Here is a 19,041-nt window from a genome sequence, read left to right as displayed (position 1 = left end):
TTTGACACTTAAACAATGCCACTTTTGTAAATACAAGAATGAATAAAGCGGATAAAAAAAGCCGGTAACTTTTTAAAGTGTACCGGCTGAAAATATATAATTTATTAAACCTTTCTTATTCTTCTAAATAACCAAACTTACCCTGGTTGTAATCAGAAATGGCCTGATGAATTTCTTCTTCTGTATTCATTAAAAACGGGCCATACTGTTTTATGGGTTCGTGAATAGGGGCACCGCTTAAAACTAAAATCACACTGTTTTCCAAAGCGTCAATCGTAATTTCTTGTCCCTCATTTGAGAAATGAACAAAATCATTAACCTTAGCTTCGTCTGTGTCATTAATTTTTATGGCACCTTCAATAATTACAAAACCAGTATTAAAATCAGCAGGGAAAGTAAGTTTAGCTTTCCCGCCCTTGTTCAAACGGGCATTATACACTTCAATTGGTGTAAAAGTACTTGCGCTACCTTTTATATTTTGATATTTACCCGCAATTACTTCTATTTTACCACCATTATCCGGCAAATTAAATACAGCCATTTCTGACTGTTTAATGGCCTGGTACTTTGGTTTACTCATTTTGTCTTTAGCGGGCAAATTAACCCACAACTGAACCATTTGAAATGGCCCGCCAGTTAAGCTATAAGCTTCTTCATGATATTCTTTATGCAAGATACCACTGGCCGCTGTCATCCATTGCACATCGCCAGGATAGATAATACCACTATTGCCCGAGCTGTCGTGATGCGCAACTGCACCATGATATGCAATGGTTACGGTTTCGAAGCCACGATGTGGATGTACGCCAACGCCCCGAGGTTCTTTACGCGCAGAAAACTCTATTTTTGATCCGTAATCCAATAGGAAGAACGGACTCATATTTATTTCATAACCACCCGGAAAAAAATTATGAACCCTAAAGCCATCGCCAACCATATGTGGGGCTGGGGCTTTTAATATGTTTTTTATTCCTTTTATTTTTGTTTCCATCATTACCTCCATGGAAAATTTTAGTTTCAGCCTGCAAAATGCAGGCTGAATATGCAGACTATGCTTGTTTTACAAATTGTAGTTCGCCTAAAATGCGAACTTCCTCACTTACCATAACGCCACCAGTTTCTAAAGCTGCATTCCAGGTAAGGCCAAAATCAGTACGGTTAATTTTGCCACTTAGGGTAAAACCTGCTTTTGTATTGCCCCATGGATCCGTAGCGATGCCACCAAATTCTGCGGTTAATTTTACTGCTTTTGTTTCACCTTTAATCGTTAAGTCGCCTTTAACAATATAATCGTCGCCATCTTTTTTTACCGAGTTAGATTTAAATTCGATGTGTGCAAATTTTTCGGCATCAAAGAAATCGCCACTTTTTAAGTGTGTATCGCGATCTGTATTGCCTGTATCAAGAGAATCAATATCTCCTTTGAATGAAATTTGAGCATCTTCAAATTCATCACCTTCAGAAGTTAATTCTGCAGAGAAAGCTTTTAAACTACCAGTTACAGTAGTAATCATTAAGTGTTTTACCTTAAATTGTAATTCGCTGTGGGTTGGGTCTAAAACCCATTTTTGCTGTGCCATATCTTTTAATATTAGATTGTTTAATATTTACAATACAAATGTACAGCAGGATGTTCAATTGAGAATTGATGTATGGTAAGTAATTGCCAAATGATTAATGGGTTGAATAATGGCGGGATTGAATTATGCAATAGAAGATAGGAAAGTCTATCCGGAATGGAATAACCTATGGCCTGAAATGTTTATTTGCTAACTCTTTGCGAACCCGGCTTAGGGATTCTGGTGTAATACCTAAATAAGAAGCAATCATCCATTGTGGTACACGAAGGGTGAGATTTGGGTATAATTTTATAAAATCAAGATACCTTTCTTCTGCCGTTGCACTTAACAGCATATTGATCCGTTTTTGCATAAAACGAATTGAATTATTGAGCATGGTAATGTTTAAGGGAAGCAGGCAAGGTACCTTGCGTGAGGCTTCTGCCATAAAATCGTTGTTCATTAATACAACTTCTGTTGTTTCAATGGCATCAATGAAAAATATGGAAGGTTCATTAACCATATTATTCCGGTCTGAAATAAGCCAGTTTTCAGGAGCGAACTGTAAAATGTGTTCTTTGCCTTTGGCATCAATAGAATAAGCCCTTAATAAACCTTTACCTACAAAAAAACCGTGTTTAAAAATATCACCTTTATACTGCAGGATTTCATTTTTTTCGAACTTTTTTACCCGCAATGTAGACGAAATGCTGTCGAACTGCTCGTCCGTTAATTCTATTTTAGACTGAAAGTAATTTTTAAACTGTTCGATCATAAAGAATAGGCGTTACTTTTTTTCAGGTTTAATATCAGAAAAATCTACGCCGCATTTGCAATTACCGCCGCAACCATCTTTTTTGATTTGCAAAGATTTATAAACCATGCGGCCAACATACACTAATGCTACCGCAAAAAGTAAAAAGACTAATATGGTTTGAGTATTCATGATACAAATATAACGGCCTTTTGCCCTTTTGTGTTCAATTGAATGTAATTTTAACAAACAATCGTGTTCTTTTATTAATCGAAATAGGCCTATTTTTCCATAAAACCAATCGTACCACCAACCCAGTCAAAATCTGCATTGTACCGAACGCCGATCATTTTACCTCTGCTCAACCGGCCTAAATTAATGCAAAGCTGAGGTTCCTCTCCATCGGCCCATAAGTACATCAATCTTATTTCTACTTTTACGCCACCATCCAATGCCTGCACTGCAGGTTCGTAATTTACCTTTCTTTGCAAGATCCAGTTTTCCGGATCTTTAATGTTTTCAATATCTGATTCCGTTACATCAATAATAACCCCCATTCCGGCAAAAGAGAAAAGAGGCTTTAAAACATAATTTTCCAGATCGGAAGGGATGCTGTCTACCTGGTTTAAAAAACGGGTTTCGGGTACAAATTCACTATCAAGAAAAGGCATGGTATATTTGCTGATTCTATAAAACCAGTTTGGATGGGTTACCCATTCAATATCCAGTTCTTCACGAGGATCAAAGCTGTTTTTAAAAATGGCTTCATTGTTGGCCACTTCATCAAAAATAAGGCGGTTATAAATTCTTTTTAACTGAATTTGCTTTCCGTCTTCCTTATAATAAAGTTGCTTTCCAATTTGTTTAATATCTTCCAACGCCAGAATTTTAATGCCCAGCATTTTTTGAGTTACAAAAAAATCAATTGCAGTTTTCTGGTTTGGGGCATCTAAATCCATTAACGCAACCTCGTGTGGCTTGTGTTTACCAATAATTACCTTTTTTAATAGTTCGGTGTATTTTTCTTCATCAAAGCCATTTAAAAAATAATTGGTCGTATCATCCAAATCAAAGGATTGGCTGTAGGTTTTTGCGAGGTGATTTTGAAAACCATAGAGTGATGGAAACCCCTGCATTTCGATTAACATTGGCGTTAAATCACCAGCTTCGTTTTTACAAATGCCAAAATCAAAGGTTAAAAAATGAGGTTGTTTATTCTCGTTTGGAACATTCCATTGTTTTGGAATGGCACTTTGAGTTAAAGCCTTAAAATTAGGTTGCTTAATTAAATCTACAATTTCATTTCCAGCCGCAATTAATTTTTCTTTTAAAGCTTTTGGTATAAAAATAGGGGTTTCTGCAACCCTGAAAGGAATTTCCGGATAACCTGCTTCAAGTTTTTTTATAAAGCGCTGATACTTTTCTTCCGTAAATTGCTGGTTATATTTTTGTCGCTGAGCAGGTATCATAGTTAATTTCTTTAATTTATCGTCATGGCGAATTTTTCAGTCTTGGAAAGATTGCTTCACCCTTGCGCTCAGCCATTGGCTTCCGTTCGCAATGACGATGCCTATTTAGGTTCACGCCTCCTGCAAATTTCCAATTGCCTTTTGCAAGAAATTAGGTAAAATAACACTTTGAGTAAGTACAATCCTTGCCGGATCATCAAGGCTGTTCAACATGTCGAAATATTTTTCTTCTCCATGCGTATCAATAATTACCTTTTTCTTTTCGTCCTGAAGCAAGTACATTTTCATCCCGACAGGATCTGCCTCAGGATGAAATTGAGTGCCTATAATTTCATTTGTAAAACGAATAGACATCATACAACGCTCCAGGTTGATATGTTTTCGCTCTTTTTCAATGGCTAACAGTTTTGCTCCCTTGGTTTCGAAAGCAGTTAAATTAGGTTCAATTACCTGCCAGTCGCGGCTATCAACAGAGAAAAAAGGATTGGTGATTCCGCTAAAAATCTCGTCTTTTTCACCCTCTTCAGTCAGGGTAATTGGAAAAATGCCAAAAGCATTTGATCTTCTCTCGGTTACGTTGCCTAAATTATATTTGCGGCAGGCCAGTTGGAAAGAATGACAAATTAAAAAGGCGTATTTCTTCTGCTCGTCATTGCTTTTATTAAAGCCTTCAATCTGGTCGAGGAGATGAAAAAAATCATTTTCCCACTTTTCTCCTTTACTTTCAATCGGACTGCCAGGGCCTCCGCTCGAAATATAAGCATCGTACTCAATACCAGGTATTTCTCCTTTCTGTCTTAAATCAAAAATATCAAAAGAAAGATCGACGTTGTTTTCCTCTTTAAAACGGGATAAAATCTCCTGAATTCCCCGCATGCCCTGATTAGGTGCGCCATTATTCAAATCAATAACGGCTACCTTTAATCTGTTTTTATCCATTTTTTTAATTACTTGCGCCAATAAGTGTTTGATTAGTAATGTAATCTACCACCGATTCAAAGTTACCAGTTTGTTCGTAAACGGCCAACTGCCTATCGGCACCGGTACCGTGTTCCAGTATTTTGTGCACGTAATTAATATCGTTTCTGCAACCTAATTCATCCACTACATCATCTACAAAATCCAACAATTCTAACACTAAATTGCGACAGTTTACTTCCATTTCTTTCCCGAAATCGATTAAATTTCCGTCAATTCCATAACGTGCAGCACGCCATTTATTTTCATTAATCAGTGCTCTTGAATAACTGATAAACTCCATATTTTGTAGCCGAAGTTTGTACAGCTTGGCGCATAAAGCTTGAAATAACGCCGTAAAAGCCATGGTTTCATCAATCAGCATCGGGCAATCGCAAATGCGGAATTCTACTGTATCGAAAAATGGGTGAACGCGAATGTCCCACCAGATTTTCTTTGCATTGTCCATGCAATTGGTTTTAATCAGCAGTTTTACGTAGTTATCGTAATCTTCGATACTGTTGAAAATATCCGGAATGCCCGTGCGTGGAAACTTATCAAAAATCTTTGTTCGGAAAGATTTGTATCCCGTATTTCTTGATTCCCAGAAAGGAGAATTGGTTGATAACGCAAAAACATGCGGAAGGAAATACCTTACCTGGTTGGCAATGTGTATGGCAAGCTCGCGGGATTGGAAGCCTACATGCACATGTAAACCGAAAATTAAGTTAGAACGGGCAGCTTCCTGCAGTTCGTTAACAATTTCATTATATCGGGGATGTTCGGTAATTAATTGTTTTTCCCAATGTGAAAAAGGGTGGGTTCCGGCTGCACCAATGCGTAAACCTTGTTCTCCTGCAAGTTGCGACACGGTATATCGAAGCTGCGAAATTTCTTTACGGGCTTCTTCTGTGCTGCGGCAAATACCGGTTCCAACCTCAACAACGGCCTGGTGCATTTCTGCCTTAACCTGGTCTTTGTGTATTTTTTGTGCGGCTTCAACAATTTTTTGGTCGTGCGAAGTAAGTTCCCTGGTAACGGGATCAACTACCATGTACTCCTCTTCTACGCCAAGCGTGAATTCATTCATCCTGATGCTCATTTAGTTTAATCCCTTTGGTTATTTTTTCTCTGCAGCTTTTTTGGGTTTAGCGGCAGCTTTTTCTTTTGCTACAACAGGCTTCGCTGCCGGCTTACTGGCTTTTGCCACTAAAGGTTTTCCACTAACAGATGCTTTAATGTATTCGCCCCAGGTTAAATTATCCTGACCAGGTTTTTGTGCTTTGGCTCTTTCAATTGCATAGTTAGCCGTTGTTTCCACTACCCAGTCAAAATTTTCCTGTCCTACACTTTTAATATCAGCATCGGGTGCCGGATTACAAAAATCAATTGCAATAGGTACACCATCCCGCACGGCAAATTCTACCGTATTAAAATCATAACCTAAGTAATTACACAATTTAAGCGTGTATTCTTCAACTGTTTTTAATAGTTTGGCGCTCGAAGGTGCCTGGTCTACCGCATAACGCAAATGGTGTGGATTGCGTGGGTCGTATTGCATAATGCGTACATGTTTTCCGCCAATACAGTAACACCTAAAATATTCATCAAAAATAATTTCTTCTTGTAAAAGCATTACCAGTTGCTCGGTGCCAGCATGTTTGTTGAAAAAATCTTCTTTATCATGCAATTTGTAAACATCTCTCCATCCGCCACCATCGTATGGTTTCATATAGGCCGGAAATCCGGTGTATTCAAATATGGCGTCCCAATCTAAGGGCATGGTGAGGTTTGAAAAAGATTCGCCCGTGGTACCTGTAGGATGCTCTCTTGAAGGAATTAATGCTGTTTTTGGAACAGGAACACCGATCTGTTCTGCAAGTGCATTGTTGAAAAACTTTTCATCTGCACTCCACCAAAATGGATTATTAATAACGGCAGTTCCGGTGATGGCTGCATTTTTAAGCGATGCCCTGTAAAAAGGAACATCCTGCGAGATGCGATCAATGATTACAGCGTAATCAAGCGATGCATTCTGAAATATTTTGTCAATTTTAACCGCTTCGGCGGTAATGCCTTTCTCTGCTTTTTGATTAATTCTTTCAATTACGGCTTCGGGAAAAGAACGTTCCTGGCCAAATAAAATCCCTATTTTTTTCATCTGTATAAATTTAGTTTTTAATGGTGATGAAGCAATCCTGATTATTTCATGTCATTTTTGATTTTGAAATCCTGGAAACCTCATGGCTACTATTTAGTTTAATTGAGAAACTGGTTAATCGGTTAATTGTTTGCCGTTTAGCTTTATTATTGCTAATTGGCAGGTGTTAATTTAAAGTTGAGCAATGTAATCCGGGAACATCTCTCTCCAAATGGGCCAGTCGTGGTCGGCATTCGGTCTAATGTCTAACCAGTGATTAATACCTTTTTGGGTTAAAATACTCGATAAACGTTCGTTATCCGGTTTACACATATCCCGGTCCGAAGTGCCCAAAACAATTTTCATGTAATGTAAATCTGGATTGCTGCTGTTTGGGATGTAATCAACGGGGTTATTAAAATAAACATCGTCGTTATAAAATCCATCAAGCTGCCCGGTAATGTCAAATGCCCCACTCATACTAAACATGTGGCTAACTAACCAGGGATGCCTGAATGCAAAATTTGCGGCATGAAAACCACCAAAACTGCAACCTGCAGTTATGATTTTATCATGCCCGGTTTCATGTCTGGCTAAAGGCGCAACTTCCTCAAGCAGATATTTGTCGTACCAGATGTGATTTTTTACTCTGTCTGCGGGATGAATGCTTTTGTTGTACCAGCTTAATTTATCGATGCCATCCGGACAGTAAATCTTAATCTTTCCTTCGTTAATAAAACCCTCAACAGAGTCTATTAATTTGAAGTCTTTATTTTCGAAATACCGCCCCATACTCGTTGGAAACAGTAGAATAGGGATACCACTGTGGCCAAAAGTGAGCATGTCGATCTCAGCACTTAAATTCGGGCTGTACCACTTTTTATGTTCTTCTTTAACCATATAAAAAATTGAATGTTTTAAGGTATAAATTAAATTCTATAAAAAGAACCTATATCCAATGAAAATAAAGCTTAATGTAAAAATTGATCCCTGATAATTAATAGTTTACTGAGTTTTGTACCTTTGCCCCGAATTCTGAGGCGATGAGCCGTGTGTTAGGGGATTAAAGCATATGTACAATACAATTTTATCAGTAAAAGTTAATACAGTTAGTTATAAAGTACCTTCTACTTTTTTAAAGCATGAGGTTGAAATAGATGTATACGTTCCAGAAGGTATTTTAGGAAATGAAAAAATAGAACTCCTTTTGTTAAATGATGGCCAGGATGTGGCCAAAATGGATTTTACAACAATTTTAGAAGATGCACATCTGCATAAAAGAAACAACAGGTTAATTGTTGTGGCCATTAAAGCATCGGCAGAACGTTTAATGGAATATGGAGTGGCAGGTGTTCCGGATTTTAAAGGGCGGGGAGCCAAAGCAGATTTATATACTGATTTTGTAGTAAAAGAACTTTTGCCTTTTGTTAAAAAAAAAATAGCCATGCCTGTTACCGGCAAAGTTGCTTTTGCGGGTTTCTCTTTGGGTGGTTTATCTGCTTTTGATATTGCCTGGAATAATCCAAATGTTTTCGATGTGATTGGTGTTTTTTCAGGAGCATTCTGGTGGCGTAAAAAAGATTTAGCCGATGGTTATACCGATGCCGACCGAATAATGCATGCCCTTATTGATGCAGGTGCTACAAAACCCGATATGAAATTCTGGTTAATGACCGGAACCGAGGATGAAAAGGCCGATCGTAATAAAAACATGATTATTGATTCTATTGATGATACGATAGATATTGTTAAAGCATTATCGAGAAAAGGCTATAAACGGCCTGAAAACGTTTTTTACTATGAAAAAGTTGGCGGTAAGCATGATGTGCCAACCTGGGAAAGTGTAATGCCTGCTTTTTTAAACTGGGCTTTCGAAGGATAACCCTGAAACTACTTATATTTTAAAAATATCGGAGTATCAAAAATGGTCCAAAGGCAACTTTTTTGCCCGCAATTTTTTAATGCACTATTTGCCCAGGTATTGCAGGTTTTAAATAAGCTGTAATGCCCGGTGGCTTCATAAAAAGCATCTGCATGGTCATAATTTGCTTTGGTTTTAATGTTGACAAAGTGACCGTTCGCATCTTTATTAAAGCTTTTTAAAATGTAAGCAACTAAACGGGCATATTGAGCTGAATCAATCATCATTTTTTTGCAGCTTTCATCTTCAATTATATTTTTGTAGTAAGTGGCGTGCATAGCCGATGAATTTAAACCCGTTATGGCGCCTAAAGCCACATTAAGTTTTAAATCTGAAAATTCCGGGGTTTCCAGATAAAATTTTTTGTCGCCCCAGCCCAAAGCAAGGTACTTATAGGTGCTGTCTGCAGAAATGGTATTTGCATATTTAATTTCAGCCGTCCAGTCCTTCTGTTCATTTTTTGCAGGAATTACTACATCAGTATGCACCCCATTTGTCATAATGTAAATCGGTATTTCCTGCTTGTTGCCCGGGTTTTTATTGATCGTAATGCGGGAGAAGCAAAAGGCAGAAAAAAAATAAAGCAGAATAAAGCCTATAAATGAAAGCAATGAATTTCTGGTGTAGCGTAGAATCTTTTTAGTCATGCCGTTAAATGATGTCAAAATATAACATCATCCTTAATACAGCCGATTACCAATGGTAACCCTAATTTTTGGTTTTTAAGTGTTTTAAATTAAAACTAACTATTTGGTTTTTATAATAGTATTTGCCCATCATTTTTTCAGGCACCACTTCATAAGTATCTCTTGTGTTTTCAATAATAAAATAATCCGGAAATTCTTTTTGTGAAGGCGAGTAGTGATAAAACTTCATTTTTCGATCCGGTTGTTCATATCCGGTTTCTGTTAAAAATTTAGAGGCTTTTCCAGTTTTAATAGCAACGGTTCTAATTTCACTGCCCGCAATATAGCCATCGGCTAGCGAAAGTTTAATGGTTATGTCTTTTGTTTTTCCTAAGTAATATTCATACTCAAATGCTTTTTGTGAAAATGCATAAGCGGGTAAAATCATAAAAATAAAGCATATTATGAGTCTAAATGTAATGTTCTGGATTGCGACCATAATTTATCTGATTTTTGAAATACTTAACAATTCTAAATAAAGCTAATAAATAAAATTACAGCAGTAATGATGTATTTAATAACGGCTTAAAATTATTATCATTTTTATTGATATGAACATAGAAAAATATGATTTTTTGATGCCTTGGGATATCTTTACATTCACAAAATGATAAAAGGATTATTTGAAACCCACCTATACGTCGAAGATTTAGAAAGATCAATCGACTTTTATAAAAACGTTTTGGGCTTAACCCAATGCCACTATGAGGAAGAACGCCGAATTGCATTTTTCTGGATTGGAAAGCCTAAAGAAGCCATGCTTGGACTTTGGGAAAAACCGAAGGCTGAAATCGATATCAGGCATTTCGCCTTTCGTTGTGATGTTGAAGATGTAGTGAAAAGGTCGGTGAAGTTTCTGGAGTCTAAAAATCTCAAGCCTTATAATCGCCTTAAAAGTGGAAATTCCGAGCCCATGGTTTTCGCCTGGATGCCTGCGGTGGCCATTTATTTTAGCGATCCTGACGGGCATGCATTAGAGTTTATTGCCATTTTAGAAGGCGAAGCCAGACCTGATTTAGGTCTTGTTTCTTATGAAGAATGGCTTGCTAAGTAAGTCTATTGCGGATAAAACCAGGGTAAAACCAGATCAATTGGAGAATTTTTTAACAGCTTCGGCCACTGAATCCAGAAAGTTGATGTGCCTGCCCTGGTTGCTTTCGTAAATAAAATCTTGAATGCTTTTGCTTTGGTGTTGACTAAAATCGCCAATAATTGCAAGACGCATCCGGTAGTTTGAAAACTTTTGCAGAATTTCTCCGGCAATACCGTTTTTCAGGTCGAAAAAATCGGGTGTTATATTTTTTTTATGCAGGATAATGCTGTCAAATCCCTGGTAATATAAATCGCCCAGCAAATCGAGGCCGTCGCTTGCTGTGTAAATAATCACTTCGTCCGAAATCACTTCGGCAATTTTAATGTTATGCGTTTCTATTTTCATTGATTCTCATTCTTTCTTTGTTCCCGAATTTGTGGCCTTTCAGACTATAGAGTTAGTTTGTTTACTACGGCAATTTAAGCATTAAGTTTATGATTTGCAGAAGGGCCATTGCTAAAACTGGCAGTAAGGGTAAACAGGCCTGTTGCCTTTCTGATTAAAAATGAGATAATTGCAACATTATCATAGCATTAAATAGTGGGCCATATAGTAGAAATCCCATTTTTAAACACTATCTTTGCGCCAAATTTATAGGCGCATTTTATGCAAAAGATTAGAAATATAGCTATTATAGCACACGTTGACCACGGTAAAACCACATTGGTTGATAAAATTTTACACTCTTGTTCGGTTTTTCGTGATAACGAACAAAAAGGAGAATTGATATTAGATAACAACGATTTAGAGCGTGAACGTGGGATCACTATCGTATCTAAAAATGTATCTGTTCAATATAAAGACGTAAAAATTAACATCATTGACACTCCTGGTCACGCGGATTTCGGCGGTGAGGTAGAGCGTGTATTAAAAATGGCTGATGGTGTACTTTTACTTTGTGATGCTTTTGAAGGTGCAATGCCTCAAACACGTTTCGTAACGCAAAAAGCTTTAGCGCTGGGTTTAAAACCAATTGTGGTGGTAAACAAAGTAGATAAAGAAAACTGTCGCCCTGAAGAGGTTTACGAACAAATTTTCGAATTGTTCTTTAACCTTGAAGCAACGGAAGAGCAATTGGATTTCCCAGTAATTTACGGTTCATCTAAACAAGGATGGATGAGTACTGACTGGCAAAAACCAACTACAGATATTTTCGCATTGTTAGATGCTGTTGTGGCTAACATCCCACCTGCACCAATTAACGATGGTACTTTACAAATGCAAATTACTTCGTTAGATTATTCATCTTTCGTAGGTCGTATTGCAATCGGTCGTGTTCACCGTGGTACCATTAAAGAAAACCAACCGGTTACTTTAATTAAGCGCGATGGCAAAATTGTTAAATCAAGAGTAAAAGAACTTTATACTTTCGAAGGTTTAGGAAAAATCCGTACTACAGAAGTAAGTTCGGGCGATATTTGTGCTGTTGTAGGTATTGATGGTTTTGATATTGGTGATACTATCGCTGATTTTGAAGCACCAGAACAATTACCGGTAATCAGCATTGATGAGCCAACAATGAACATGTTGTTCACCATTAATAACTCACCTTTCTTTGGTAAAGAAGGTAAATTAGTTACTTCTCAACGTATCAAAGATCGTTTGATGAAGGAAATGGAGAAAAACTTAGCGCTTAAAGTTGTTGAAACTCAAGGTGCAGATTCATGGTTGGTTTACGGTCGTGGTATTCTCCATTTATCGGTATTAATCGAAACCATGCGTCGCGAAGGTTACGAGTTGCAAGTTGGTCAGCCACAGGTTATCGTTAAAGAAATCGATGGTAAAAAACATGAGCCAATTGAAACTTTAATTGTAGATGTACCGGGTGAAGTTTCTGGTAAAGTAATCGAATTGGTAACTCAACGTAAAGGCGAGTTGTTAATTATGGAGCCAAAAGGCGATTTACAACACTTAGAATTCGAAATTCCTTCACGTGGTATTATCGGTTTACGTAACAACGTATTAACGGCTACTGCTGGTGAGGCGATTATGGCTCACCGTTTCAAAGCTTACGAGCCTTGGAAAGGTGTAATCCCTGGTCGTTTAAATGGCGTTTTAATCTCTATGGATAAAGGTATGACTACTGCTTATTCAATCGATAAATTACAAGATAGAGGTCGTTTCTTTGTTGATCCGGGAGCTGATATTTACGAAGGTCAGATTTTAGGAGAGCACATTCGCGATAACGATTTAGTAATTAACATTGTTAAAGGAAAAGCATTAACCAACATGCGTGCTTCTGGTACAGATGATAATGCTCGTATTGCACCTGCAATTAAATTCTCTTTAGAAGAGGCAATGGAGTATATCCAGGCTGATGAGTATATTGAAGTTACGCCGCAAAGCATGCGTTTACGTAAAATCTACTTAACAGAGCAAGAACGTAAAAATAAAGGTAGATAGTTCGCTTAATCACATAAGTTTAAAACTTATCTATAAATATTATAATCCCGTTTCGTTTATTCGAAGCGGGATTTTTTTTGTGCTGTTTTTGGAAAGATACGGCAGGAGCTATTTTAGATGTTTCTCCTTCTTTTCGCTAAGTTCCCGATAAAACATCGGGAGATACCGCTACAATAAGGTTTATAAAATCAAGTCGATGCTAATCAAATAGAAATTTCAATAAAACAATTCTTATTTCGATTACTTTTATCCCGAATTACAATCATTTATGCAAAATTATCTTAAGTCTTTTAATATACTTTCCTCTTCAGAAATTGAACTGTTAATGGCTGCGGCAAGACCTGCAATACTTAAAAAGGGCGATTATTTTATTACCGAAGGTAAAATCTGTAATGATGTGGTGTTTATAAAGAGCGGGATTCTGCGCTCATTTTATACTTCCAGGGATGCCGAAGAATATACGTATTGCATTACTTTTCCAAATCAGTTTATGACAGCCTATTCCTCTTTTATTACCGGATTGGCAACGCCAGAGAATATTCAAGCCATAACCCGAGTTGAAATGCTTGTAATTAAAAAGGAGGTTATTGATGAACTTGCCGAAACCAGTAAAAATGGGCTTTACTTTTTAAAAACCATTGCCGAACAACAATACCTCCATTTAGAGAAGCGGATATTTATGTATCAAAAAGATGCCGCTAAAGCGCGTTATCTGGAGCTTTTTAAAACCCATCCCGATTATATTAAACAAATTCCTGTTAAGTATCTGGCATCTTTTCTGGCCATTACACCAAGGCATTTAAGTCGTTTACGGAGCGAGATTCATTTATAGGACATTTGTCTGCCTTTGAGGCCTTGCCATTGCTTTATTTTTGTCCATCTAAAATAGAACAATGAAAAATATCTTAATTATAAACGGGCATCCTAATAAAGAAAGTTTAGTTTTTGCGCTCGCCGAAGCCTATCAAAAAGGTGCGATAGAATCAGGAGCAACGGTATCTGTTCTTCATATTAGTGATTTAAATTTCAATCCAAATTTACAGTATGGATATAGAAAGCGAATGGAATTGGAGCCTGACTTGTTAGAAAGCCTGGAGAAGATAAAAGAAGCAGATCATTTAGTTTGGTTGCATCCGGTTTGGTGGGGTGGCATGCCGGCAATAATGAAAGGCTTTATAGATCGCTTGTTTCTACCGGGTATTACATTTAAGTATAAAGACAACAGCGTTTGGTGGGATAAACTTTTAAAAGGAAAAACTGCACGCATGATTACTACGCTCGATCAGCCATCGTGGTATTATTGGTTAATGTTTGGTCGGCCCAGCGTAAATCAATTGAAAAAAAGTGTGCTTGAGTTTTGTGGCGTTAAGCCCGTTAAAGTTACTGCCATAGCCATTGTTAAAACATCAACTGCGCAATTACGGGCCAAATGGGTAAATGATATTTACAAACTAGGGCTTAAAAATGGATAAAACTTAATCGATTGATTAGAATTTCGTCAGCGATTTTTCATAAAACCTATAAGAATAATAATCTAACAATTTGATGGCAATTAATTTATGCCTACAATCTAGTTTTGCCGGATATTATAATCACATCCCATGATTAAGAAAAACTTTTCCCACTTGGGAATATTTTTGTTAACGCTTTTATCTCTATTACCGTTATCTATTTTATACATCATTGCTGATGCATTTTATGTATTGATTTATCATGTTTTCGGCTATCGAAGAAAGGTTGTAAGAGAGAATTTAATGAACTCTTTTCCCGAGAAAAGTATCGGCGAAATTGACCTGATTGAGAAGACTTATTACAAATATCTTTCTTCGCTGATTATTGAGATTGTTAAAATGAAAAGTATCTCGCGCAAGGAACTTAATAAGCGGGTAAAATTTAAAAATGCTGATCTTGTAGAAGCCTATTTGCAAAACAATGAAAGTGTTCTTTTCTGTTCGGCTCATTATGGCAATTATGAATGGGTTTGTATGGCGATTGGATTAACTTTTTCCGGTGAACATTTCCCGATTTATAAACCATTAAGAAGCGAATCTTTTGACAATTGGTTTTTGAAAATGAGAAGCAAATTTGGCAATAAAATGGTTTCCATGCGTCAAACTTTAAGAGCGGTTCAAGCCAATAAAAACACAGCAAGTATATTTACCTTTGGTAGCGACCAGGCGCCATCAAAAGAGGAATCGAATTACTGGACGACCTTTTTAAATCAGGAAACTTCTATTCAGCTGGGTATTGAAAAGATTGCAAAAAAAACAAACAGACCTGTTTTTTATTTAAAAATAAGCTATAAAAAACGTGGTTATTATGAAGTTGATTGTGTGCCTGTTTGTTTAAACCCTGCAGAAACTGCGGAATTTGAAATTACTGAAATGCAAAAACATGTGCTGGAAGAAATGATTGTAGAAGGTCCAGCCTATTGGTTATGGAGCCATAGAAGATGGAAATATAAACCTGAGTTAAAAGTGCCAAAAGTTAAAGCGGGTAACGAAAACCTGATGGATACTGTGGCTTGATCGTGACGGTGAATAAAGTTTAAAATCTAACATTGTTGTGGCATAAATTTTTAGGCAAGATTTTAAATTTGTTGCTTATCAACTATAGTATGATTAAAAAGGGCTTTTCCTATCTGGGAATATTTTTTTTATCAATATTATCCCTGCTTCCCTTGTCGGTTTTGTACGTTATTGCAGACGTAGTATATGTGTTGCTTTATCACGTTTTTGGTTACCGGAAAAAAATAGTTCGCCAGAACTTGCAAAAATCGTTTCCTGAAAAAACTTTAACGGAGATTGTGCTTATTGAGAAACAGTATTATAAGTACCTGGCCGATTTGATTTTGGAGGTGGTTAAAATGCCTGCCATTTCTAAATCTACATTACATAAACGATATAAGTTTAATGGCTTAAACCAGCTTACCGGGTATTTTAAAGAAAATAAAGGCGTTCTTATTTGTTCGGCACACTATGGAAACTGGGAATGGGGCACTTTAGCACTTGGGCTTTCCTTGCCCGTAAATCATTATCCAATTTATAAACCACTTACGAATGCTATTTTTGATCAGTGGTTTTTAAAAGTGCGCAGCCGTTTTGGAAACCGTATGGTTTCTATGCGGAAAACGCTTAGGATTATAGGTGAAACCCAAAATGAAGCCAGTATTTTTAGCTTCGGTAACGATCAGTCGCCAACAGTTAACGACCTACATTACTGGACTACTTTTTTAAATCAGCCCGCATCCATCCAGTTGGGAATAGAAAAAATTGCTAAAAAGACCAACCGACCTGTGTTTTATTTAAAAGTAAAAGTTTTAAAAAGAGGTTATTATGAGGTAGATTGTATTCCACTTTGTTTAGAGCCGGCTAAAACTTCCGAATTCGAAATTACCGAACTACACACCCGGATACTGGAGAGAAATATCCAGGAATCGCCGCCTTTTTGGCTTTGGAGCCATCGAAGATGGAAGCATAAACCAAAGCAGGCAGTTGAGGTGATGGAGAATGAATATTTGAAGCAGGCATAACCCCAGATTTATATTATTTTTGATATTGCCAATGAGTACTTTTAAGAAAATTCTTCTTGCGCTTTTTGCATTGATTATAGTTTCGGCAATAGCATTATTTGTTTGGCACCCATACCTGATTCGTGTTTTGCAGTACAGAACACCTCGGGCTGAAACCTATAAAATTTTCCCACAGGCCGTGGTGCATAAAAGCGACAGTGCTTTTCATTTCATCAGATCATCAAAACCGCGGAATGATTTGGATACACTCCATGTTTTGGATGGAAATAATCAATCCATTATGTTAAAAGATTATCTGAAAATAGGCGCAATTAATGTTTTTTTAGTAATTAGAAACGACAGCGTTTTATATGAAAGATATAATCCTGGTTATAGTGACAGTACCATAACTTCTATATTTTCGGGTGCGAAAAGCATGGTTTCAATTATGATTGGACAAGCAATAGCTGAAGGAAAAATTAAAAGCTTAAAAGATAAGGTTACTGATTATATCCCGGAGTTAAAGTCAAATCCTGCTTTCGACCATATCATTTTAAAGAACCTGCTTGATATGAAGTCTGGACTGGAGTTTCAGGATGCACTGGGCGGGATTGCAAAAGCCTTTTTTTCTGATGAAGCAAAGTACTATTATACCCATGACATGAAAGCCGAACTGATGAAAGTGAGGCTGGTGAATAAACCGGGAACAGTTTGGGTGTATAAAAGCATAGATCCGATTTTGTTGGCTTGGGTATTGGAAAAAGCAACCGGTAAATCTGTTGCACAATATTTCGAGGAAAATACCTGGCGTAAAATTGGCGCTCAGTATAATGCAAGCTGGAGCCTGGATCATAAAAATGGTTTAGCCAACACTGCAAGCCGTTTTCAGATTACGGCTATTGATTTTGCCAAAATTGGAAAACTTTACTTAAATAAAGGAAAGTATAAGCAGAAGCAGGTTGTTCCTGAAAACTGGGTTAATGAATCGGTTCAAATTGGGAATGAAAAACCTGCATCAGCCAAGGGCTGGCAAAAATCTGCACATCATTATTTGTGGTGGATTCCGCAAGAAGGAGATAATGGTGATTATGCTGCGGAAGGAATGTTAGGGCAAAGGTTATACATCGATCCGAAAACCAATACCATTATTGTACAGTTTGCTGATCACGGTGCTGGTAATTATCCTTACCGTAAAATAAGCCGGTATTTGAGTGACTTGCCCTTTAGTTATCCTAAAATTAATTAATTGCACAGTTCACCTGCACAGAGTTGAAACAACTATTTCTTTATTATTTTTATCTACCATTAAGTTTTTACAGTCTTCACCCTGATTTATTTCTGGGTCTTTATTGCTAAAAGATGCTGAAATAAATTTAGCAAGGCGGAAAGTACAGTTACAGCATTTACAATTGAAAAATAAATCTTGCCATTATGCTGTTCTTATGGATTAAAAATTTAAACATGTTTCTATAAAATAGTAAATTGCCTCTGCATGGAAAACAACGATGTAAAAATTTCAAGAAAGAAACCGATTTTTCCGGTTACACCTGCCTTGCAGAAATATCTGCGCAGCTACCAGCGTGAGGCCAGGTTGCCAATTTCTTATAACGATTTAATGCAGTTTAACGAGGCTTTTCCTTTGATGGATAAAAATGGAAAGGACTCCCTTTGGGAAGGGCCAATTTATGCACAGGATTTAATCGAAAGTTTGCATAATGGCTTAAAAGAAATTTATGCAAACTTAAAAGCTTCCGGAAATCTCCGCATTGTACAGCATAAATATATCGATAAAATCGAGTATTGCACATTTGGGAATACCCATCCTTTCAGGATTAGAATTGTAAACCGGCTCAACGATGTTTATGATTATTTCTACATTAAAAAGGCCGATGCATCCAGAATTTATGGCCTGGAAATGGAAGAAATATTATCGCCTAACCAGGTTAACTATTTAGTGGATGGCGACACCTTAGTTGAGGAGCATATTGCAGGTATTCCAGGCGATGTATTTACGAAAAGCCAGCTTTACACGCCAGAATTTAACCCAACACGTATTGCTAAAGAATTTGTAAAGTTTAACGAACGTTGTTTAATTATGCTTTTGGGCGATATGAGGGCATATAATTTTGTGGTACAGATTACACCAGATTTTGACGATATACAGTTTAGAATTCGGGCAATAGATTTTGATCAGCAGTTTTATGAAGGGAATCTTAAAGTATACTTACCGCAGTATTTTAAAGAGAATTTACCTTATGTTAAAATGAGTATGGAGCAACTAACCGAAAAAACGGTATTGCAATATCAACAGGAAGAAAGATCTTCTATTGTGCATCGGGTAAGGAGTGAGCGACACCGGTTAACAGATTTACGCGATGTTTCGAATAAGGAGGAGTTAACAACACCCGAAAACATTGCTTTATTAAAGCAGGGGATGGCCGAATATTTTAAGGATGCACACTATTTAAATTGTAAAACCATGACAGACATTATCGAACTGAATATTAAAAACATCATCAGGCAGGTAAAATTATAGTGTAACCCAATA

Annotated in this window: 21 protein-coding genes; 9 read left to right on the top strand and 12 right to left on the bottom strand. The window is 37.0% G+C overall.

Going from position 1 to position 19,041, the window contains the following annotated elements:
* Positions 1 to 115: 115 nt before the first annotated feature.
* From R2Q77_RS02920 to R2Q77_RS02880, 9 genes are all read right to left on the bottom strand, one after another.
* The gene (locus tag R2Q77_RS02920) at positions 116 to 994 is read right to left on the bottom strand and encodes a pirin family protein (RefSeq protein ID WP_316802212.1); all 879 of its coding nucleotides are present in this window, start codon (positions 992 to 994) and stop codon (positions 116 to 118) included.
* A gap of 55 nt (positions 995 to 1,049) precedes the next feature.
* Positions 1,050 to 1,580, bottom strand: a complete 531-nt coding sequence (locus R2Q77_RS02915; RefSeq protein WP_316802211.1) for a YceI family protein — start codon at positions 1,578 to 1,580, stop codon at positions 1,050 to 1,052.
* A gap of 166 nt (positions 1,581 to 1,746) precedes the next feature.
* On the bottom strand, positions 1,747 to 2,334 hold the full coding sequence (locus R2Q77_RS02910; protein WP_316802210.1) for a Crp/Fnr family transcriptional regulator: 588 nt from the start codon (positions 2,332 to 2,334) through the stop codon (positions 1,747 to 1,749).
* Positions 2,335 to 2,346: 12 nt separating this feature from the next.
* Positions 2,347 to 2,562 (bottom strand): FeoB-associated Cys-rich membrane protein, encoded by a 216-nt coding sequence (locus R2Q77_RS02905; protein WP_316802209.1) that lies wholly within the window; start codon positions 2,560 to 2,562, stop codon positions 2,347 to 2,349.
* 32 nt (positions 2,563 to 2,594) lie between these two features.
* Entirely contained in the window at positions 2,595 to 3,782 is a 1,188-nt protein-coding gene (locus R2Q77_RS02900; protein WP_316802208.1) for a hypothetical protein, read from the bottom strand.
* Positions 3,783 to 3,893: 111 nt separating this feature from the next.
* A complete protein-coding gene (locus R2Q77_RS02895; protein WP_316802207.1) occupies positions 3,894 to 4,721 on the bottom strand; it encodes a glutamine amidotransferase-related protein in 828 nt (275 codons plus the stop codon).
* Positions 4,722 to 4,725: 4 nt separating this feature from the next.
* On the bottom strand, positions 4,726 to 5,829 hold the full coding sequence (locus tag R2Q77_RS02890; protein WP_316802206.1) for a carboxylate-amine ligase: 1,104 nt from the start codon (positions 5,827 to 5,829) through the stop codon (positions 4,726 to 4,728).
* Positions 5,830 to 5,859: 30 nt separating this feature from the next.
* A complete protein-coding gene (locus tag R2Q77_RS02885) occupies positions 5,860 to 6,900 on the bottom strand; it encodes a hypothetical protein (protein ID WP_316802205.1) in 1,041 nt (346 codons plus the stop codon).
* 171 nt (positions 6,901 to 7,071) lie between these two features.
* Positions 7,072 to 7,779 carry an esterase family protein gene (locus tag R2Q77_RS02880; RefSeq protein ID WP_316802204.1) on the bottom strand — a complete coding sequence of 236 codons (708 nt, stop codon included), beginning with the start codon at positions 7,777 to 7,779 and terminating at the stop codon, positions 7,072 to 7,074.
* A gap of 172 nt (positions 7,780 to 7,951) precedes the next feature.
* Here R2Q77_RS02880 and R2Q77_RS02875 point away from each other — a divergent pair, with 172 nt between their 5' ends.
* On the top strand, positions 7,952 to 8,761 hold the full coding sequence (locus R2Q77_RS02875) for an alpha/beta hydrolase (protein WP_316802203.1): 810 nt from the start codon (positions 7,952 to 7,954) through the stop codon (positions 8,759 to 8,761).
* A gap of 8 nt (positions 8,762 to 8,769) precedes the next feature.
* On the opposite strand, the gene R2Q77_RS02870 is transcribed toward R2Q77_RS02875, so the two are convergent.
* Together R2Q77_RS02870 and R2Q77_RS02865 are read right to left on the bottom strand one after the other, a co-directional pair.
* A complete protein-coding gene (locus R2Q77_RS02870; RefSeq protein ID WP_316802202.1) occupies positions 8,770 to 9,447 on the bottom strand; it encodes a TIGR02117 family protein in 678 nt (225 codons plus the stop codon).
* Positions 9,448 to 9,508: 61 nt separating this feature from the next.
* Positions 9,509 to 9,874 carry a hypothetical protein gene (locus tag R2Q77_RS02865; RefSeq protein WP_316802201.1) on the bottom strand — a complete coding sequence of 122 codons (366 nt, stop codon included), beginning with the start codon at positions 9,872 to 9,874 and terminating at the stop codon, positions 9,509 to 9,511.
* 219 nt (positions 9,875 to 10,093) lie between these two features.
* Between R2Q77_RS02865 and R2Q77_RS02860 the strand changes: the two genes are divergently transcribed.
* Entirely contained in the window at positions 10,094 to 10,540 is a 447-nt protein-coding gene (locus tag R2Q77_RS02860) for a VOC family protein (protein WP_316802200.1), read from the top strand.
* Between the two features lie 33 nt (positions 10,541 to 10,573).
* On the opposite strand, the gene R2Q77_RS02855 is transcribed toward R2Q77_RS02860, so the two are convergent.
* Positions 10,574 to 10,924 (bottom strand): DUF4180 domain-containing protein, encoded by a 351-nt coding sequence (locus R2Q77_RS02855; protein WP_316802199.1) that lies wholly within the window; start codon positions 10,922 to 10,924, stop codon positions 10,574 to 10,576.
* 261 nt (positions 10,925 to 11,185) lie between these two features.
* Between R2Q77_RS02855 and typA the strand changes: the two genes are divergently transcribed.
* From typA to R2Q77_RS02820, 7 genes are all read left to right on the top strand, one after another.
* Positions 11,186 to 12,982 carry a translational GTPase TypA gene (typA, locus tag R2Q77_RS02850; protein WP_316802198.1) on the top strand — a complete coding sequence of 599 codons (1,797 nt, stop codon included), beginning with the start codon at positions 11,186 to 11,188 and terminating at the stop codon, positions 12,980 to 12,982.
* Positions 12,983 to 13,250: 268 nt separating this feature from the next.
* Entirely contained in the window at positions 13,251 to 13,814 is a 564-nt protein-coding gene (locus tag R2Q77_RS02845; protein ID WP_316802197.1) for a Crp/Fnr family transcriptional regulator, read from the top strand.
* A 61-nt stretch (positions 13,815 to 13,875) separates the two neighbouring features.
* Positions 13,876 to 14,454, top strand: coding sequence for an NAD(P)H-dependent oxidoreductase (locus tag R2Q77_RS02840; RefSeq protein WP_316802196.1), 579 nt, complete (start codon positions 13,876 to 13,878; stop codon positions 14,452 to 14,454).
* A 129-nt stretch (positions 14,455 to 14,583) separates the two neighbouring features.
* Complete coding sequence (locus R2Q77_RS02835) at positions 14,584 to 15,510, top strand: lysophospholipid acyltransferase family protein (RefSeq protein ID WP_316802195.1); 927 nt, start codon at positions 14,584 to 14,586, stop codon at positions 15,508 to 15,510.
* Positions 15,511 to 15,599: 89 nt separating this feature from the next.
* Complete coding sequence (locus R2Q77_RS02830; protein ID WP_316802194.1) at positions 15,600 to 16,514, top strand: lysophospholipid acyltransferase family protein; 915 nt, start codon at positions 15,600 to 15,602, stop codon at positions 16,512 to 16,514.
* 31 nt (positions 16,515 to 16,545) lie between these two features.
* Positions 16,546 to 17,739, top strand: a complete 1,194-nt coding sequence (locus tag R2Q77_RS02825) for a serine hydrolase (RefSeq protein ID WP_316802193.1) — start codon at positions 16,546 to 16,548, stop codon at positions 17,737 to 17,739.
* Between the two features lie 246 nt (positions 17,740 to 17,985).
* Complete coding sequence (locus R2Q77_RS02820; protein WP_316802192.1) at positions 17,986 to 19,029, top strand: hypothetical protein; 1,044 nt, start codon at positions 17,986 to 17,988, stop codon at positions 19,027 to 19,029.
* Positions 19,030 to 19,041 lie beyond the last annotated feature (12 nt).

Origin of the sequence: Pedobacter nototheniae (genome assembly GCF_032678625.1) — a bacterium.
In the GTDB taxonomy this organism is placed as follows: Bacteria; Bacteroidota; Bacteroidia; order Sphingobacteriales; family Sphingobacteriaceae; genus Pedobacter; species Pedobacter nototheniae_A.
The sequence above is the reverse complement of the archived record's forward strand: the minus strand, read 5'-3'. Positions and strand labels throughout refer to the sequence as shown.

Coding starts and splice junctions, on each gene's coding strand:
- R2Q77_RS02920 (WP_316802212.1), bottom strand. CDS start 994: ATGATGGAAACAAAAATAAAAGGAATAAAAAACATATTAAAAGCCCCA.
- R2Q77_RS02915 (WP_316802211.1), bottom strand. CDS start 1,580: ATGGCACAGCAAAAATGGGTTTTAGACCCAACCCACAGCGAATTACAA.
- R2Q77_RS02910 (WP_316802210.1), bottom strand. CDS start 2,334: ATGATCGAACAGTTTAAAAATTACTTTCAGTCTAAAATAGAATTAACG.
- R2Q77_RS02900 (WP_316802208.1), bottom strand. CDS start 3,782: ATGATACCTGCTCAGCGACAAAAATATAACCAGCAATTTACGGAAGAA.
- R2Q77_RS02895 (WP_316802207.1), bottom strand. CDS start 4,721: ATGGATAAAAACAGATTAAAGGTAGCCGTTATTGATTTGAATAATGGC.
- R2Q77_RS02890 (WP_316802206.1), bottom strand. CDS start 5,829: ATGAATGAATTCACGCTTGGCGTAGAAGAGGAGTACATGGTAGTTGAT.
- R2Q77_RS02885 (WP_316802205.1), bottom strand. CDS start 6,900: ATGAAAAAAATAGGGATTTTATTTGGCCAGGAACGTTCTTTTCCCGAA.
- R2Q77_RS02880 (WP_316802204.1), bottom strand. CDS start 7,779: ATGGTTAAAGAAGAACATAAAAAGTGGTACAGCCCGAATTTAAGTGCT.
- R2Q77_RS02875 (WP_316802203.1), top strand. CDS start 7,952: ATGTACAATACAATTTTATCAGTAAAAGTTAATACAGTTAGTTATAAA.
- R2Q77_RS02870 (WP_316802202.1), bottom strand. CDS start 9,447: ATGACTAAAAAGATTCTACGCTACACCAGAAATTCATTGCTTTCATTT.
- R2Q77_RS02865 (WP_316802201.1), bottom strand. CDS start 9,874: ATGATTTTACCCGCTTATGCATTTTCACAAAAAGCATTTGAGTATGAA.
- R2Q77_RS02860 (WP_316802200.1), top strand. CDS start 10,094: ATGATAAAAGGATTATTTGAAACCCACCTATACGTCGAAGATTTAGAA.
- R2Q77_RS02855 (WP_316802199.1), bottom strand. CDS start 10,924: ATGAAAATAGAAACGCATAACATTAAAATTGCCGAAGTGATTTCGGAC.
- typA (WP_316802198.1), top strand. CDS start 11,186: ATGCAAAAGATTAGAAATATAGCTATTATAGCACACGTTGACCACGGT.
- R2Q77_RS02845 (WP_316802197.1), top strand. CDS start 13,251: ATGCAAAATTATCTTAAGTCTTTTAATATACTTTCCTCTTCAGAAATT.
- R2Q77_RS02840 (WP_316802196.1), top strand. CDS start 13,876: ATGAAAAATATCTTAATTATAAACGGGCATCCTAATAAAGAAAGTTTA.
- R2Q77_RS02835 (WP_316802195.1), top strand. CDS start 14,584: ATGATTAAGAAAAACTTTTCCCACTTGGGAATATTTTTGTTAACGCTT.
- R2Q77_RS02830 (WP_316802194.1), top strand. CDS start 15,600: ATGATTAAAAAGGGCTTTTCCTATCTGGGAATATTTTTTTTATCAATA.
- R2Q77_RS02825 (WP_316802193.1), top strand. CDS start 16,546: ATGAGTACTTTTAAGAAAATTCTTCTTGCGCTTTTTGCATTGATTATA.
- R2Q77_RS02820 (WP_316802192.1), top strand. CDS start 17,986: ATGGAAAACAACGATGTAAAAATTTCAAGAAAGAAACCGATTTTTCCG.